The 16828-nt window shown below is 32.7% G+C and carries 15 protein-coding genes; 1 reads left to right on the top strand and 14 read right to left on the bottom strand.

Annotated elements, in window-relative coordinates; translation table 11 throughout:
- Positions 1 to 128 precede the first annotated feature (128 nt).
- The 4 genes from EAG11_RS15685 to EAG11_RS15670 are packed head-to-tail and all read right to left on the bottom strand — an operon-like array spanning position 129 to position 2730.
- Entirely contained in the window at positions 129 to 1067 is a 939-nt protein-coding gene (locus EAG11_RS15685; protein ID WP_129539979.1) for a mevalonate kinase, read from the bottom strand.
- A 4-nt stretch (positions 1068 to 1071) separates the two neighbouring features.
- Complete coding sequence (locus EAG11_RS15680) at positions 1072 to 1377, bottom strand: type II toxin-antitoxin system RelE/ParE family toxin (RefSeq protein WP_129539978.1); 306 nt, start codon at positions 1375 to 1377, stop codon at positions 1072 to 1074.
- Positions 1377 to 1595, bottom strand: a complete 219-nt coding sequence (locus EAG11_RS15675) for a hypothetical protein (RefSeq protein WP_129539977.1) — start codon at positions 1593 to 1595, stop codon at positions 1377 to 1379. The genes EAG11_RS15680 and EAG11_RS15675 overlap by 1 nt, the downstream gene beginning before the upstream one ends.
- A gap of 31 nt (positions 1596 to 1626) precedes the next feature.
- Positions 1627 to 2730, bottom strand: a complete 1104-nt coding sequence (locus tag EAG11_RS15670; RefSeq protein ID WP_129539976.1) for a diphosphomevalonate/mevalonate 3,5-bisphosphate decarboxylase family protein — start codon at positions 2728 to 2730, stop codon at positions 1627 to 1629.
- 106 nt (positions 2731 to 2836) lie between these two features.
- On the opposite strand from EAG11_RS15670, the gene EAG11_RS15665 reads away from it, so the two are divergent.
- Entirely contained in the window at positions 2837 to 3313 is a 477-nt protein-coding gene (locus tag EAG11_RS15665; RefSeq protein WP_129539975.1) for a TspO/MBR family protein, read from the top strand.
- A gap of 46 nt (positions 3314 to 3359) precedes the next feature.
- Here EAG11_RS15665 and EAG11_RS15660 read toward each other — a convergent pair whose 3' ends face one another.
- From EAG11_RS15660 to EAG11_RS15615, 10 genes are all read right to left on the bottom strand, one after another.
- The gene (locus EAG11_RS15660) at positions 3360 to 4115 is read right to left on the bottom strand and encodes a carboxypeptidase-like regulatory domain-containing protein (RefSeq protein ID WP_129539974.1); all 756 of its coding nucleotides are present in this window, start codon (positions 4113 to 4115) and stop codon (positions 3360 to 3362) included.
- Between the two features lie 155 nt (positions 4116 to 4270).
- Positions 4271 to 4999: a hypothetical protein gene (locus tag EAG11_RS15655; protein WP_129539973.1), complete on the bottom strand. Its 729-nt coding sequence runs from the start codon at positions 4997 to 4999 to the stop codon at positions 4271 to 4273.
- A gap of 110 nt (positions 5000 to 5109) precedes the next feature.
- Positions 5110 to 5670 (bottom strand): hypothetical protein, encoded by a 561-nt coding sequence (locus EAG11_RS15650; RefSeq protein WP_129539972.1) that lies wholly within the window; start codon positions 5668 to 5670, stop codon positions 5110 to 5112.
- Positions 5671 to 5685: 15 nt separating this feature from the next.
- Complete coding sequence (locus tag EAG11_RS15645; RefSeq protein ID WP_129539971.1) at positions 5686 to 6894, bottom strand: NAD(P)/FAD-dependent oxidoreductase; 1209 nt, start codon at positions 6892 to 6894, stop codon at positions 5686 to 5688.
- A gap of 69 nt (positions 6895 to 6963) precedes the next feature.
- Positions 6964 to 7650, bottom strand: coding sequence for a glycerophosphodiester phosphodiesterase family protein (locus EAG11_RS15640; RefSeq protein ID WP_129539970.1), 687 nt, complete (start codon positions 7648 to 7650; stop codon positions 6964 to 6966).
- Positions 7651 to 7896: 246 nt separating this feature from the next.
- The gene (locus tag EAG11_RS15635; RefSeq protein ID WP_129539969.1) at positions 7897 to 9762 is read right to left on the bottom strand and encodes a glycoside hydrolase family 13 protein; all 1866 of its coding nucleotides are present in this window, start codon (positions 9760 to 9762) and stop codon (positions 7897 to 7899) included.
- 268 nt (positions 9763 to 10030) lie between these two features.
- Positions 10031 to 12145 (bottom strand): glycoside hydrolase family 97 protein, encoded by a 2115-nt coding sequence (locus EAG11_RS15630; protein ID WP_129539968.1) that lies wholly within the window; start codon positions 12143 to 12145, stop codon positions 10031 to 10033.
- Between the two features lie 48 nt (positions 12146 to 12193).
- The gene (locus EAG11_RS15625; RefSeq protein ID WP_129539967.1) at positions 12194 to 14494 is read right to left on the bottom strand and encodes a glycoside hydrolase family 65 protein; all 2301 of its coding nucleotides are present in this window, start codon (positions 14492 to 14494) and stop codon (positions 12194 to 12196) included.
- Positions 14495 to 14599: 105 nt separating this feature from the next.
- On the bottom strand, positions 14600 to 15256 hold the full coding sequence (gene pgmB, locus EAG11_RS15620; RefSeq protein WP_129539966.1) for a beta-phosphoglucomutase: 657 nt from the start codon (positions 15254 to 15256) through the stop codon (positions 14600 to 14602).
- Positions 15257 to 15362: 106 nt separating this feature from the next.
- A complete protein-coding gene (locus EAG11_RS15615; RefSeq protein WP_129539965.1) occupies positions 15363 to 16712 on the bottom strand; it encodes an MFS transporter in 1350 nt (449 codons plus the stop codon).
- Between the last annotated feature and the right edge of the window lie 116 nt (positions 16713 to 16828).

Here is a 16828-nt window from a genome sequence, read left to right as displayed (position 1 = left end):
GTAAGATTTAAGATGTCAATTCCTATTTGAAATTAAGAATTTTGTTTGTTTGATTTTTAGAGCCGAATTTTATCGGCTCTAAAAAAGTAACTATATGTGATTCTATAAATTATAGAATTTGAATGTGTTTAAAATTGGTAAACTACTTCAAGTTTGTAGTCTTTTAACGATTGCTTAGCGCGCTCTAAATCTTGTGTAAAACCAAGAATATAACCGCCACCACCTGAACCGCATAATTTTAAATAATAGTCATTAGTGTCAATACCATTTTGCCATATGCCATGAAATTGTTCTGGAATCATTGGTTTAAAATTATTCAAAACTACTTTTGATAATTTTTTGGTATTACTGAATAATGACTTCATGTCGCCATGTAAAAAATTCTCTACACAAGCATCAGTATATTTTACAAATTGGTTTTTTAGCATTGTACGGAAACCTTTATCTTTCAAGTTTTCCATGAAAATGTTTACCATAGGAGCAGTTTCTCCAACAATTCCTGAGTCTAATAAAAATACAGCACCTTTCCCGTCAAAACTTTGATTCGGGATCCCAGTTGCTTCGATGTTATCTTTTGAATTGATTAAAATAGGAATGCTTAAGTAGCTATTTAATGGGTCTAAACCAGAGCTTTTTCCATGGAAAAAACTTTCCATTTGAGAGAAAATAGTTTTTAGCTGTAATAATTTTTCACGAGTTAAATTCTCTAAAACTGTGATTTTGTTTTGAGCATATTTATCATAAATAGCTGCAACAAGCGCTCCACTACTTCCAACTCCATATCCTTGAGGGATACTTGAATCAAAATACATTCCAGTTTCTACATCATTCTTTAAAGTAGTTAAGTCAAAAGTTACCAATTCTGGTTGCTCTGCTTGTAATGTTTCAAGGTATGATGTAAACTTGCGTAAACTTGAATTAGAGGCAATGGCTTCTGCCGAAGGATTTTCGGTTCTCTTCAATGCGCCATTGTAAAAATTATAAGGAATAGAAAGTCCTTTTGAATCACGGATTATTCCGTACTCTCCAAAAAGTAATATTTTTGAGTAAAATAATGGTCCTTTCATATATTTATTTAATGTCTTTCTTAATTTTATTTGGGTCTTGTCGTGTGTCAAAAATGGTGTAAATCTTTATTTCATTTGAACCAAAACTATACAAGAAACTTGATTGTTTTGTTATAACGCATTTTCGATATTTTTTATTTACTGATGATTTTGGAAAAATTTCAGGATTCATACTTATTATCGAAATTGCTTTTTGAAATTTCAATAAAAATGTTTCTTTTGATTTTTTGGACCATCTGGCTTCAATAAAATTTAAAACAGAATCTAAATTTTTCTCAGCTGTTTTTGAAATATTTACTTTAAGATTCACTACCTGTATTTTTTCATCACATCTTCAAAGCTTGTGAATTCTCCTTTTTCAAATTCTAATTCACTTTGAGTAATATCTTCTTTTTGCCGATCAGTTAAATCATTCCACCAATCTTTTTTTTCTTTCGTCAGAATCTTTTTTATTGACTCGATGATTTCAGGATTGTCAATCTCGGTTAACATTTTTATTAACTCGAGTTTTTCTAATTGAATGTCCATAATCTAAAAATTTAATTAAAGATACGTAAAATTATAATGCAATTGCACCATCTCCAATTTTGTCGCAAAGGTACTGACCATTCTGGCAAAATACAACTAATTCGTCTTGAATAAATTGCAGTACTTTCTCTGTAACGTTTTCGGGATATAAAACATGAACATTTGCCCCTGCATCTAGCGTAAAACAAACTGGGATTTTAGTCTCGGCTCTAAATTTCCAAATTGCATTGATAATCTGTAATGTGTTTGGTTTCATTAGTATAAAATAGGGCATAGAGGTCATCATCATAGCATGCAGTGTTAATGCTTCACTTTCGACTACTTTGATAAATTCCTCCAGATTTCCATTTTCAAAAATTGTTATTAGTTTATCTAGATTTTCATGGGCTTGTGCAAAACGTCTTTCTGCATAAGGGTGATTGTGCATTAAATCATGTCCCACGGTGCTCGAAACTTGTTTTTCGCCTTTATCAACTAATAAAATAGTATCTTGATAATTGTTGAAGTTTTTATGAATTGCATTTGGAAATTCTACTCCAAATAAATCAGAGCTTCCTTTTATATTGGCTTGATTTCCCCAAACAACAACACTTCCTTTTACACTTCGGCAAGCGCTTCCTGATCCTAAACGTGCTAGGAAAGAAGCTTTTTGATAAAAGTATTCTTCTGTCATTTCTGGATTTAATGTTTTTTCCAGGCTCATGAAATTCATTGCCAAAGCTGCCATTCCAGATGCCGAAGAGGCGATTCCGGAACTATGTGGGAAAGTATTTTGAGTGTCTATTGTAAAATGATAGTCTTTTAAGAAAGGCAGATAGATAAAAACACGCTCTAGGAATTTCTGAATCTTAGGTTTGAAGTCTTCCTTTGGTTTTCCTTCAAAAAGCAAATCGAATGAAAAGCCATCATTTGTCTCACTGAGCGGAGTCGAAGTGTTTTTCTTTGAAAAACTCAATTTAGTAATCGTTTTACAGTTGTTTAATGTGAAACTAACTGACGGATTAGCCGGAATTTGATTGTCTTTTTTACCCCAATATTTTACTAAAGCAATGTTACTTGGTGCGCTCCACTCGAAGTTGCCTTTTGTTATATCTGAAGTATATTTTTTTGGTATAAAATCGTTTGCTGTTAACATAAAATAAAAAATTTACGCAAAGATACTTTTTTTGAATTATACCTTTTGCACTTTTTGATAGCCTATAAAAATGTTTACCTTTATTAACTCAAAAATATAGTATAAAATGAATAAAATCACTCGAATTTTAGCGGTTGTTGTTACCTGTCTTGCTATTGGGTATTTTTCTGGAATAGTGACAAGATCTAGTATTGATACTTGGTATCCCACTTTGATTAAACCAAGTTTTAATCCTCCTAATTGGGTTTTTGCGCCTGCTTGGAGTTTACTTTATCTTTTGATGGGTGTCGCGGCTGGATTAGTTTGGGATCGAATTGAGTATGAAAAAGAAGCAGTTAAGAATGCATTGGTTTTCTTTGCCATACAATTAGCTCTGAATGCTTTGTGGTCGTATTTATTTTTTGGGTTGATGAATCCATTATTGGCACTTATTGAAATTTTTGTACTCTGGTTAATGATCTATGAAACTCTTTTGAAGTTTATTAAAATTAATAAAGTCGCAGGATACCTTCTTGTTCCTTATTTGCTTTGGGTAAGTTTTGCAACTATCTTAAACGCTAGTATTTGGTGGCTTAATAAATAAGTTTACAGTTTCAGTATTCAGAATAATATTATTTTGAATACTGGAATTAATTTTTATTTTCGTTGCTTTTTACTTTCTTAAATTCTTCGTTTTTAGTATATAAAAAATCCATTGTAGAAAGAATATTACTGTGTTCAAGGATTTTTATCGACTTAGGGTCTGCATCACAAAATTCAAGAAAAAGTTCCTTTTCTTCTGGATTTAGTTTTAAGTCTTTTGTGAAAAAATCTGGATTCAACGTCGTTTTTGCATGTTGAATAAAATCTATTTTTGGTGTTTCGATTTTTCTTTCTTTTTCTTTTTTAAATATGTTATAGATTTGTTTACCAAGACGAACAAAATCAGTTCCAAGATCAATCGGTGCTGTGCCATCTTTATAGCCATCAATTTTCATCCCTAGTTTGGCTCTGGATTTATTTAATTTAATTTCTTTGATTTCCTCTTTGGTTATAAATACCGGTTTTAGTTTTTTAGATAAAATAACCACTTCATTTAATTCTTCTGGTTTTGGAAGCATCTTTACAGTAAGATTGTTCATTTCAATATTTTCCTGAGTTATTTTTAGCCTTTTAAAAAGATAATCATTGGAGAAAAATATTAAGCTGTCTTTTACATTTACTAAAATCGCGAATTCTCCCTGTTCATTTGTAGTAGTACTAGTTTTAGATGTTTTATTGATTATTTCTACATTTTCCAGGAGTGTAGTTTCTGATGAAACTTTTCCTTTTAAGAGCTTTTCTGTCTGTGAAACACCAAGTTGGCAGGTAAATAAAGAAATTGTAGTAAGTAATTTTGTTTTCATCTATAAGTAGTAAGTTAGAAGTGAAATTATTAGAGTTGTCTTGAGTAAAACTTATGGAATTTCTAAAGTCTTGTTAATTCAGTTTTTAGTTTACAGTTGCGCTATTCAGTCTCAATCAAGAAACTGAGACTGTTACTGAATACTTAAAGCTTTTTTCACAGTTTTTTAAACATTCCGTTTTTTGCATACAAAAAATCCATTGTAGCTAATATATTATTGTCCTCTAAAAGTTTCTTAGATCTTGGATCAGCATCGCAAAATTCAATAAAAAGGTCTTTTTCCTCGGGTTTTAAGTTTAAATCTTTGGTGAAAAAATCTGAAGGAATTGATTTTGCTATAAGTTTTTTGAAATCAGTTTCCGAAGTTTTCTTTTTGAGCTCCTCTTTATCTTTTTTAAATAAATTTAAAAGCCCAGTTCCCATTCGGGTGAAGTCCATACCATTTGGAATAGTTCCGTCGTAAACGCCAGTATATTTTTGCAAAGATCCAACTTCTTTATAGAGTTTTACATTGTCTATATCTTTTTGAGAAATTTTTACAGGATTAAATTTCATAGTCGTTATTACTACTTCATCTAATTCTTCGGCTTTGATAACCATATTAACAATAATATTATCTTTATCAATATCGGATTGAGTTATTTTTAGTCTTGTAAAAAAGTAATCTTTAGAGAAAAATAGCAGACTATCTTTTACTTTTACCGGAATCGAAAACTCTCCCAAAGTATTTGTTCTGGTGCTGGTTTTCGCTGTTTTATTAATAACTTCTACTTCTTTAAGAGGATTGTTGTTGGAAAAAACTTTTCCGTGAAGTAATTTTTCTGTTTGAGAAATGCTAAGTTGATAGGTAAGTAACGAAATTGTTGTAAGTAATTTTACTTTCATGTATGGTTAATTAGTTGAAAGTAAAATTATTATAATTATCTTAAGTAAAACTTATAGAATTCGTAAACTCTTGTTAATTGATTTAGGAAAAAACTATATTTTATAATGACTTATTTTAATTCTTCCTGAATCCATAAATTTTCTCGCCATTTTGTGACGATATTTATTAATTCATTAAAATCCCAGTACTCAGATAAAAAATTGAAGCCTTGGTAAACAGGTGAGTCAGATCCGGTTTTATGGAAAAAGTCTTCGTTTCCTAGTCCATATATTACTTTTGTAGGGATGTTTAAATTGTCAAATGGTTTGATAGTATTCTTGCGTAATTCAGAAGGGGAATCTCTGTGTTTGTAAAAATTTGCAATTGCAATAATTAATTCAATTCTAGAGATATTTGAATTGTCTATCTTTTCGTCAATAGAGTACTTCTCATGAATTTGTTTTAATTTTGGATATAAATCATGAATGCTGCTATTAATATAATTTTGCAAGACTATAAATACAGTTCCTACAATGTGTTCCATATCGTCAGCATATACTGAATCCCAATAAAGAAAATCTTCTTCTTTATTTATTTTGCGCATTTCATTTAATTGATCTTGAAATGGCGAAATGATCTTTCTAAGAACATTAATCCTATCATCAATTCTTCTGTAATGACCTGTATTCATACTTACTTTATTATATTAAATAGAATTTGCTACAATAAAACCGCTTGTCCATGCATTCTGAAAGTTGAAGCCTCCTGTAATTGCATCAATATTTACAATTTCTCCAGCAAAATATAATTTTTCATGTAATTTACTTTCCATGGTTTTAAAATTGATTTCTTTTAAATCAATTCCGCCTGCAGTCACAAATTCTTCCTTGAAAGTGCTTTTTCCGTTTACTTGGAAAGTTCCATTTGTTAATTGATTCGCTAAATTCTGAAGTTGAATTTTAGATAAATCAGCCCATTTGGTTTCAGCTTCGATAGTAGATGCTAAAACTAAACTTTCCCATAATCGGTTTGGGAAGTCAAAAGGGGATTTTTTAGAAACAGCTTTTTTAGCATGTTCTTGTTTTAATTCTTTTAGTATTTTTTCGGCATCTTCGGTATCAATATCATTTAACCAATTTACAAAAATTGTAAACTGATAATTTTTGTCATGCAAAATGCGTGCTCCCCAGGCCGAAAGTTTTAAGATTGCTGGGCCACTCATTCCCCAATGGGTAATTAATAAAGGGCCAGTCGATTCTAGTTTGGTACCTTTTACTTTTACAGTTGCTTGTGCAGCAACACCTGGCAATTCTTTTATTCTTGGGTCTTTTATATTAAAGGTAAATAGGGAAGGGACAGGACTAACAATGGCATGACCAAAAGTTTGCAGCATTTCCCATATTTTAGGATTGCTTCCCGTTGCCAAAATTAATTTCTCGGCAATGTAATTCTGGTTTTGTGTTTCGACTTTCCAGAAGTTTTCTTTTTTAAAGATAGATTGTACGCTTTGTCCTGTAAGAACGGTAATGCCTAATTTTGCAGTAGCTTTTAAAAAACAATCAATAATAGTTTGTGAAGAATTAGATACAGGAAACATTCTTCCATCATCTTCGATTTTTAGTTCTACTCCGTGTTTTTCGAACCATTCGATAGTATCTCCTGAACAAAATTGATGAAAAGGGCCTCGTAGTTCTTTTTCACCACGCGGGTAAAATTTAACCAATTCATTGGGTTCAAAACAAGCATGCGTTACGTTACAACGACCTCCGCCTGAAATACGAACTTTTGTAAGTACTTCAGATCCTCGTTCTAAGATAGCGACTTTTAATTTTGAGTTTCTCTCTACAATATTTATTGCTGTAAAAAATCCTGCTGCACCGCCACCTACTATTATTATATCAAAATTTTGAGTCATATTTTTATTTTAACCTCTAAGTATTTTTGTCAAAGTTCTAAATTTTGACAAAGATTATAAGAATTGGTTTTATATTCTGTCAGGAAAATCACTAATAATCCCGTTTATGTTGTATGCTTTTATTCTTGCAATATCCTCCTTTTCATTGATTGTCCAAGGAAAAATCTGAAAGCCTTTTTCTTTTATTTGTATTGCGTTTTCTTTGTTTAGCAAATTAAAATCGGGATGAATTGCTTTTGCTTTTATGCTTTCTGCAAAAGTAATAGCCGAATGAATATCAGTTTCGGTTAAAACACCAATAGAAATTTCTGAATTTAGATTATTAATTCGTTGTAAAAAATCCCATTCAAAACTGGATACAAGAAAAGAATTGTAATTCCAGTTCTTTTCTGAAACATATAATTCAATTAATGCAACTACAGCATCAGCAGTTCCTTGACCTTTTAATTCTATATTAATAAAACATTGCTGGTTTACTAGATCAAAGACTTCTGGTAATGTTGGAATCTGTAGTTTGTTTTCTATTCGGAACTCTCTTAATTCCTGCAAAGATAATGTATTTACAAAACCTTTTCCGTTAGTAGTCCTGTCAATAGTTTCATCGTGAATTACGATAATATGATCATCAGAACTGAGGTGTACATCTAGTTCAATACCATCAGCATGTAAGTCTAATGCTTTCTGGAATGCCTTTAAGGTGTTTTCGGGTTCGTAACCTCTTGCGCCACGATGTGCTATTTTAAGAATTTCACTCATAGTTTTACAAAAGTAAACAAAATGATGTCGATTTTAAAAGTGAACCATAAAGACACGTTAATCTATTAGTGGGATTAATAAATTTCTATTAATATAACGTCCCGCTGGGACTTATTTTACTCATAACTTAAAAAAGAATAGCCACAGATTATGATGACTTGAACAGATTTAAAAACCCGTTTAATTATTATAATCTGTGGCTAAATATATTGTGGTTTAGCTACAAAGAATGTAAAACTTACCTTTTTATTCCAGTTCTAATACTATTGCAGATTTTGGTTCTAAAATAATTTCTGATGTTAAATCGAATGTTTTTCCTGTAAGGATGTCTTTTCCGGATTTAAAATTCTTGATGTTTTCTTTAAAACGATTTGTTTTAATGGTTTGCTCTTTTGCATTGTTATTGAAAACAACCATTACAGTTTTAGCATCTGTATATCTGAAATAAACATAAGTGTTATTTTCTGGAATATAATGTGTCATTTTTCCGAAATGAACCGCTTCATTTGTTTTTCTCCAATTGAATAGTTTTGATGTGAAATCAAAATATTCAGATTGTTTGGCTGTTCTGCCTGCTGCAGTAAAAGCATTGTTTTGATCGCCGTTCCATCCACCAGGGAAATCTTGACGTATGCCGCCATCACCTTGACTTTTGTCTCCACCCATTCCAATTTCTGAACCATAATACAATTGCGGAATTCCACGAACGGTTGCCATTAATGTCATTACCAATTTGTATTTAGCGATGTCATATTTGTAAAGATCATTGATCCTACTGGTATCATGATTTTCTGCAAAAACCATAATGTTGTTTGTATTTGGATATAGATAATCTAATGCAAAATTATTGTAAAATTTAATCATACCATTGTCCCAAGTTGCTTCGTCTTCATTAAATGCAGACCCAATTTGATTGTGTAAGGTAAAATCCATTACACTTGGTAAATTTGAATTGTAATTTTGTATTGCACCAATTTTACTGTCTTTTTGCCAATAGGCTAGATTGGCTTGATTGTGCATCCAGATTTCTCCAACAATATTAAAGTTTGGATATTCATCTGTTACTGATTTTGCCCAATTTGCCATTGCTGTAGGATCAGAATAATTGTAAGTGTCTACTCTGAATCCATCAAGATTTGCATATTCAATCCACCAGATAGCGTTTTGAGTTAGGTATTTTGCAACTAGAGGGTTCTTTAAATTTAGATCTGGCATTGAAGGAACAAACCATCCATCGATACAAACTTCTTTATCCAATTTTGAAGCGTGAATATCAGTAATTACTTCACGTCTGTGATGCGTTTGTGTGTAGTTTTCAAATTGATTAATCCAAGATTTTGTTGGTAAATCTTTAATCATCCAATGTGTGATTCCCCAGTGATTGGTCACGTAATCCATAACCAACTTCATGTCTCTTTTATGCATTTCATTAGATAAACGAACATAATCCTCATTTGTTCCATAACGCGCATCGATTTTGTAAACATCAGATTGTGCATACGTATGATACGAATGTTCTTTGTCGTTGTCTTCGTTTAATGGTGTGTTCCAGATTGCTGTTGCTCCTAGAGAAGAAATATAATCTAAGTTCTGGATGATTCCTTCGATATCACCACCATGACGTCCGCCAGGAATTGAGCGATTTGCTTTTTCTACTAATGAAGCATCGCTATCGTTTTTAGGGTTTCCATTGGCAAAACGATCAGGCATGATTAAGTACATCATATCTGATGCGTCGAAACTTTTGCGTTGAGCAGAATTTTCTCTTCTTTTCTTTAAGGAGTATTTTTGTGTGTATGCAACTTTGTTTTTGTTTTTAAATGAAAAAACGAACTCTGATGCAGGTATGTTTTTAGTGTCGATTGTTACGAAAATGTAGTTAGGGTTTTCGGTTTTTTTAATGTCTTTAATGACTACATTGTTAGAAACAGAAGGTTCATATTGTGCAATGTTTTTTCCGTAGAACATGATTTGAAGTTCAGGATTGTTCATGCCTGCATACCAAAATGGAGGTTCTGTCTTCTGGATTTGCGCTTTTACAGAAGCAGAAAATAATAGAACCACTAAGAGGATTCTATATAATGTTTGGTTTGTTTGAAGTGGTATTCTCATAATTTGTTTTTTTATATTCGATTAAAACAAGATCGATTTTTTTTGCAAGACTTTTAAATCTTGTTGGGATGTTCTCAACTCAATGGCTTTGTCTGTTTAAAACTTATTTTTGGTGCAATTTTTTTAGCACGCAACTTTTACAGATTAACCAGATTTATGTTGATTTTTATTTTTCTATAGGTTTTGTAAAAACTCTGAGAGATAAAATATTTTGACTCTTTTGAAAAAAAGACAAGCAATTTAGAGAATTACTTGTCTTTTTTAAAAATTATTTAGTTTCGATTATGCTAATTGCATAACCACCACCTGGAACTGATAACTGTGATAGTTTTGATTTATTTGTTACCGCTATTTTTTTGATTGTGTAAGCTTGTGGATTTGTTTTGTAATGTGCATCTTTTGCATCAGCATAAATTGTTGCTGTGTATTTCTTTCCTTTTTCAAGGAAGTTAAAATTGATGTTTGATGTACGGCTTACATCTCCGTTTACGTTACCTACAAACCAGTTGTTGGTACCTTTTGCTTTACGAGCGACTGTGATATAATCACCTGGTTCTGCTTCTAGGTATTTACTTTCATCCCAATCGATAGCAACATCTTTGATGAATTGAAAAGCATCAGCAAATTTGTTGTAGTGCTCAGGAAGGTCTGCTGCCATTTGTAATGGGCTGTACATAGTAACATATAATGCTAGTTGATTTGCAATTGTACTATTTACATGTGATTTGTTATCTGGATTAAGTTTGCTGATATCCATTTCAAAAATACCAGGAGTATAATCCATTGGTCCACCAATTAATCTTGTAAATGGTAAAACTGTAACGTGATTTGCTTTAGATCCACCAAATGCTTGGTATTCTGTTCCTCTTGCTGATTCGTTACCGATTAAGTTAGGGTATGTTCTGCTAATACCTGTTGGGCGAACTGCTTCGTGAGCGTTAACCATAATTTTGTATTCAGCTGCTTTTTCTAACGCATATTGATAATGGTTTACAATCCATTGGCTGTAATGATTTTCACCTCTAGGTAAAATATCTCCTACGTAACCACTTTTTACTGCATCATATCCATTGTCGTTCATGAATTTGTATGCTTTGTCCATATGGCGCTCGTAATTACGAACCGAACCTGAAGTTTCATGGTGCATGATTATTTTTACTCCTTTTGATTTTGCGTAAGCATGTAATCCTTTTACGTCGAAATCTGGGTAAGGAGTAACGAAATCAAAAACATAATCTTTTGAGTGACCAAACCAGTCTTCCCAGCCTTCATTCCAACCTTCAACTAAAACTGCATCAAAACCATTTAAGGCTGCAAAGTCGATGTATTTTTTTACATTAGCATTAGTTGCTCCGTGCGTGCCATTTGGTTTTGCTTTTGAAAAATCTGTTACACCAAGTTGTACTGTTGGAAAATCATTTGTATATGACCAAGAGCTTTTTCCTGTAATCATTTCCCACCAAACACCTACATATTTAACAGGTTTTATCCAAGATGTATCTTCAATTTTACATGGATCGTTTAAGTTTAATGTCATTTTTGAATCAAGAATTTCTCTTGCATCATCGCTAACAATAATTGTTCTCCAAGGAGAATGATTCGGCGCTTGCATATGCCCTTTGTCTCCTTTTGCGTCTGGAGTCAACCATGATTCGAATATCATGTTTTTATCATCCAAATTCAGGTGCATACATGAATAATCAATTAATGCTGCTTCGTGAAGATTGATATATATTCCATCGGCAGTTTTTAGCATAAGTGAAGTCTGTACTCCTGTTGGAGAAAAAGATTTTTGAGAAACGTTTGCTGTATATGCTTTTTCAGCTAATCCACGAATTTCTGATAATTTTGATTTTGTGTAATCGTATTCTTGTGTGTCATAATCACCAGGAATCCAAAATGCAGTATGGTCACCCGTCATTGCAAATTGTGTCTTTTCTTCTTTGATTACGAAATACGTAAGGTTTTTTTGTGTTGGAAATTCATAACGGAATCCAAGTCCGTCATTGAACAAACGAAAACGGATTAATAATTGTCTGTCTGTTCCTTTTTGGTTTAATGTAACAGCTAATTCATTATAATGATTACGAATCGTAGCTACTTCTCCCCAAACTGGTTTCCAGTTTTCGTCGAAAGTTGTTGTTTTTGTATCAACAATCGTAAAGTCATTCAATAATGATTTTTTATCATCTTTAAGCTCAAGACCCAACTTACTGGATTTTACAACCTCTTTGTTTTTGTATTTAAGATTGTAAGTTGGAGTTCCATCGCTTTGTAGCGAAAACTCCATGACAAATTTTCCTTCTGGTGATTTTAGTTGTTGTGCTCTTGTAATGTTACAAAATGCAACCAGAATGAAGGCTGTGAAAATGAAATTCTTCATGTTGTTAAATTAAAAAAATGTTATAAAAATAGATATAGATACTAGTATTTATGCTGTTACATATTTATTAGCTACTACGGTTTGGCCATTAACGACAATGGCTAATTCATGGTCTCCATCTACAGAAAACGTTGTTTCGTTATGGTTTATTGATACAGTTAGAATTTGATTTCTAAAGTTGATTTTAAATGAATATCCTGTCCACTCTTTTGGGATTTTTGGAGAGAAATGTAAAGTGTCGTTTTTTACACGCATTCCTCCAAAACCTTCTACAATACTCATCCAAGTTCCTGCCATTGATGTAATATGACAACCTTCTTCTACCTCTTTGTTATAATCGTCTAAGTCTAAACGAGACGTTCTTAAGTAAAATGTATATGCCATATCCATTTTGTCTAAAGCAGCCGCCTGAATGGAGTGGACGCAAGGTGAAAGTGAACTTTCATGTACAGTAAACGACTCGTAAAACTCAAAATTACGCAATAGTTCTTCTTTAGAAAAATGTTCTTCGAAGAAGTAAAAGCATTGTAAAACATCGGCTTGTTTGATGTATGGTGAACGCAATACACGATCCCAAGACCATTTTTGGTTTATAGGGCGCTGTGAGCGATCCAAATCTTTTACGGGAACTAAATCTTTATCTAAGAATCCGTCTTGTTGTAAATAAACATTAAGTTCTTTAGAGAAAGGGAAGTACATATTACCGGCTACTTTTTTCCATTCTTGAATTTCGTTTTCAGTAAGTTGTACTTTTTCGATTATTCGTTTATGGTCAGTTTGATATTCGGTAGCAACCTTTGTAATTTGTTCTACGGCATAATCAATACACCATTTGGCAACATAATTTGTGTAGAAATTATTATTGATATTATTTTCATATTCATTTGGACCTGTAACTCCTAAAATTACATATTGATTTTTGTCTGTTGAGAATGAGGCTCTTTGGTGCCAGAAACGTGCAATTCCGATTAATACTTCTAATCCTTTTTCGGGAATATAAGAGTAATCTCCTGTATAGCGGTTGTAATTAAAAATAGCAAAAGCGATCGCACCATTTCTGTGGATTTCTTCATGTGTGATTTCCCATTCGTTATGGCATTCTTCACCATTCATAGTTACCATTGGGTATAAAGCAGCTCCATCTTTAAATCCTAAATTGTCTTTAGCATTTTCAATAGCTTTGTCCAACTGGTTGTAACGATATGTCAATAAATTTCGGGCAACTTGCTGGTCTTTGGTAGCCATGTAAAACGGAATGCAATATGCTTCGGTATCCCAATAAGTTGATCCACCATATTTTTCTCCGGTAAAACCTTTTGGTCCAATATTTAATCGATTGTCTTTTCCTGAGTAGGTTTGGTTTAACTGAAAAATATTGAAACGAATTCCTTGTTGAGCTTTTACATCACCTTCGATGGTAATGTCTGACATTTCCCAAACTTTTGCCCAAGCATCAATTTGTTCTTGTAATAATTGGTCGTACCCTTTGCTTAATGCTTCTTTAATTGTTTTTTCGGCAGCAGCAAGTGTGTTGGTATGATTTAATGAAACGGTATACCCACCAATTTTTTGTATAGATGAGGTTTGCCCTTTTGCAATAATTACACCATAAGTATATTCTACTTTATCTGACGAAGAATCTATGGTAGAAGGTGATATGTTTATATTTTCGTTATTAGCAAAAATACTATTGTGCATGAAAGTTGTAACCTTAAAGTGCGTTTTGTAAGTCTGAGCTGTTACATAAGCTTCGTTTGTAGCTTTTTTTACTTCAAGAGGCTCCCAGAATTTTTCTTCCCAGTTGGCATCTTCATTGGTAACACCAGCATCCAAATACGGTTTGTAAAGAATTTTTGCGTCTTTGTTTAATGGGGTAATTTCGTATTTGATAATACCAACTTCATCCAGATTCAAAGAAAGAAAACGACGTACATTAACAGCGATTTCTGTTCCGTTTTTTAATGTTGCCTCAAATGAGCGATTGTACCAGCCTTCTTTCATGTTTAATTCTCTACGAAAGTTTTTTACTTCGGTGCAAGAATTTAAATCGAAAGCTTCTTCGTTAATTTCAATATTGATACCAATCCAGTTTGGAGCATTAAGTACTTTGGCAAAGTATTTTGGATATCCGTTTTTCCACCAACCCACTTTTGTTTTATCTGGATAATAGATTCCAGCAATATAACTTCCTTGGAAAGTTTCTCCTGAGTATTTTTCTTCAAAATTAGCGCGTTGTCCCATAGCACCGTTTCCGATACTGAAAAGGCTTTCAGATGATTTAACTCTTTCGACATCAAAGCCTTCTTCTATGATTGACCAATTGTCTGGTTTTATATAATCTTGATTCATTGTTTTTAAAATTTGGCAATTAGTTAATTAGAAAATGAGATAATTACGCAGTTTGTGAGTTATCTAATTGAGTATTTTCTAATTCATTAATTGTTTTTGATTGATTTATTTTGTGATTAATGATTCGATGAAATTTTGGTCTATGAAGGTAAAATCCTCAAAGATGTATTTTGCTTCATGCAAGACTGTTTTTGAGCCAATCCCTACACTGGTCATTTTTCCTATATTGGCTGCTTGAACCCCTGCCACTGAATCTTCAAATACGATAGCGTCTTCTGGGCTTATGTTTAATAATCGAGCTGCTTTTAAGAAAACTTCTGGGTCTGGTTTGGCATTTGTAACATCATTTCCATCAACAATAACATCGAAATAGGATATGATTCCTGTTTTTTCGAGTATCGGACGAGCATTTTTACTCGCTGAACCTAATGCAATAGCTTGTTTTTTTTCTTTTAAAAATTGTAGAATAGGTAAAACTCCAGGAAGGATTTCACTTTCATCCATATCTACTAAATAAGTCAGATAGTCTTCATTTTTTTGGATGAGCCATTTGTCTTTATCTTCTTGAGAAGCTTGTATGTTTCCTAATTCTAGGATGATATCTAGAGAACGTACACGACTTACTCCTTTTAAGAGTTCGTTGTGTTCGTGTGTAAAGTCAATGTTTAATGCATTTGCAATTTTTTGCCACGCCAAATAATGATATTTAGCTGTGTCAACAATTACGCCGTCTAGGTCGAATATAAACGCTTTTGTATTCATTTAATAATATGCTTATTTTGTAATTCTTTCGAAAAAGTATTTAAATTTTGATTGTCAAGAAATCACTTCTGTTTCATCAGAAGGAGAAAGTTCTTAGATGTAAGTTTTAGACTTTTATGTCATCTACATCTTTTACTTTATACACCAAAACTGCGGCTATCAAAAAGCTGACTCCACTTGTGATTAAGGCGTACATAGCATCACCATTGTAAAGGTATTTTACGATTGGTCCTCCGATTATTGCATTTATTATTTGAGGAATTACAATAAAGAAGTTGAAAATCCCCATGTAAACCCCCATTTTTTTAGGAGCAATAGATCCTGCTAGAATTGCATATGGCATTGCTAGGATACTAGCCCAAGCCACACCAATTAATACCATCGAAAGGATAACCCAGTTTTCATCAGGCATGAAATAAATAGAGATCAAACCTATTCCACCAATAACTAATGAAAGGGCATGAGTTGATTTTCGACCAATTTTCTTCGCGATCATTGGAAGAAAAAATAAGGCTATAATTGCCGACACAAGATTATAAACTCCAAAAAGGATTCCAACCCAATCCCCAGCATCTTGATAGGTTTGGCTTGAATTGTCGTTTAATGGTAGTCCGTAAATATGATGTGCAATTGCTGGAGTACTAAATACCCACATACCGAAAAGTCCAAACCAAGAGAAAAACTGTACCCAACTAAGCTGGCGCATAGTGGTTGGCATTTTTGCAAAGTCTGTAAAAATGTCTGTAAGTTTTGATTTTTCTTCAGAAGGAATATCAATTTCACTTTGAGGATCTTCAAAAAGTTCTAGTTCTTCGGGAGAATATTCTTTGGTTGTAAATAAGGTTACTAGGATAGATCCAATTAAAACAACAGCTCCTAAAATAAAGGAAAGTGTAAGGTTTAATGGGACGCTTCCGGGAACGCTGCTATTAGAAACTCCAAACCATTTAGTTAACACATATGGTAATGCCGAACCAATTACGGCTCCAAAACCAATAAGTGCTGTTTGAATACTAAATCCTGCTGTACGCTGGTCTGTTCTTAAATTGTCGCCCACTAAAGCACGAAATGGCTCCATGGCAATATTAAATGAAGCATCCATAATCATAAGCATTCCTGCTCCAACCCATAATGCGGGTAATACGGAAATGAAAATGTTTGCCTGTGGCATTAATATTAATCCAACTGAAGCTAGGATGGCACCTACAAGAAAAAAAGGTTTTCTTCGTCCAAATTTCCCCCATGTTTTATCACTATAATGACCAATGATAGGTTGAACAATTAGTCCCATTAAAGGAGCAATTATCCAAAACCATGAAAGTTCGTGTACGTCGGCACCAAAAATCTGAAGAATTCTACTGGCATTTGCATTTTGTAAAGCAAACCCCATTTGTATTCCTAAGAAACCGAAACTCATGTTCCAAATTTCCCAGAAACTTAATTTACGCTTTTCCATTATCGTAATTTAATGAATGTACGATAAGCGCTTTGCTTATCAAAACTTAACTTAATTTTCGAAGTAAAAGTAAAAGTTTTGAGCTGGCGTAAATTTATAAATTATTTTTCTAACGA

The organism is Flavobacterium sp. 140616W15 (genome assembly GCF_003668995.1).
Lineage (GTDB): Bacteria > Bacteroidota > Bacteroidia > Flavobacteriales > Flavobacteriaceae > Flavobacterium.
This window is presented reverse-complemented; position numbering and strand designations above follow the sequence as displayed.

Coding starts and splice junctions, on each gene's coding strand:
- EAG11_RS15645 (WP_129539971.1), bottom strand. CDS start 6,894: ATGACTCAAAATTTTGATATAATAATAGTAGGTGGCGGTGCAGCAGGA.
- EAG11_RS15635 (WP_129539969.1), bottom strand. CDS start 9,762: ATGAGAATACCACTTCAAACAAACCAAACATTATATAGAATCCTCTTA.
- EAG11_RS15660 (WP_129539974.1), bottom strand. CDS start 4,115: ATGAAAACAAAATTACTTACTACAATTTCTTTATTTACCTGCCAACTT.
- EAG11_RS15665 (WP_129539975.1), top strand. CDS start 2,837: ATGAATAAAATCACTCGAATTTTAGCGGTTGTTGTTACCTGTCTTGCT.
- EAG11_RS15615 (WP_129539965.1), bottom strand. CDS start 16,712: ATGGAAAAGCGTAAATTAAGTTTCTGGGAAATTTGGAACATGAGTTTC.
- EAG11_RS15675 (WP_129539977.1), bottom strand. CDS start 1,595: ATGGACATTCAATTAGAAAAACTCGAGTTAATAAAAATGTTAACCGAG.
- EAG11_RS15625 (WP_129539967.1), bottom strand. CDS start 14,494: ATGAATCAAGATTATATAAAACCAGACAATTGGTCAATCATAGAAGAA.
- EAG11_RS15685 (WP_129539979.1), bottom strand. CDS start 1,067: ATGAAAGGACCATTATTTTACTCAAAAATATTACTTTTTGGAGAGTAC.
- EAG11_RS15650 (WP_129539972.1), bottom strand. CDS start 5,670: ATGAATACAGGTCATTACAGAAGAATTGATGATAGGATTAATGTTCTT.
- pgmB (WP_129539966.1), bottom strand. CDS start 15,256: ATGAATACAAAAGCGTTTATATTCGACCTAGACGGCGTAATTGTTGAC.
- EAG11_RS15640 (WP_129539970.1), bottom strand. CDS start 7,650: ATGAGTGAAATTCTTAAAATAGCACATCGTGGCGCAAGAGGTTACGAA.
- EAG11_RS15670 (WP_129539976.1), bottom strand. CDS start 2,730: ATGTTAACAGCAAACGATTTTATACCAAAAAAATATACTTCAGATATA.
- EAG11_RS15655 (WP_129539973.1), bottom strand. CDS start 4,999: ATGAAAGTAAAATTACTTACAACAATTTCGTTACTTACCTATCAACTT.
- EAG11_RS15630 (WP_129539968.1), bottom strand. CDS start 12,145: ATGAAGAATTTCATTTTCACAGCCTTCATTCTGGTTGCATTTTGTAAC.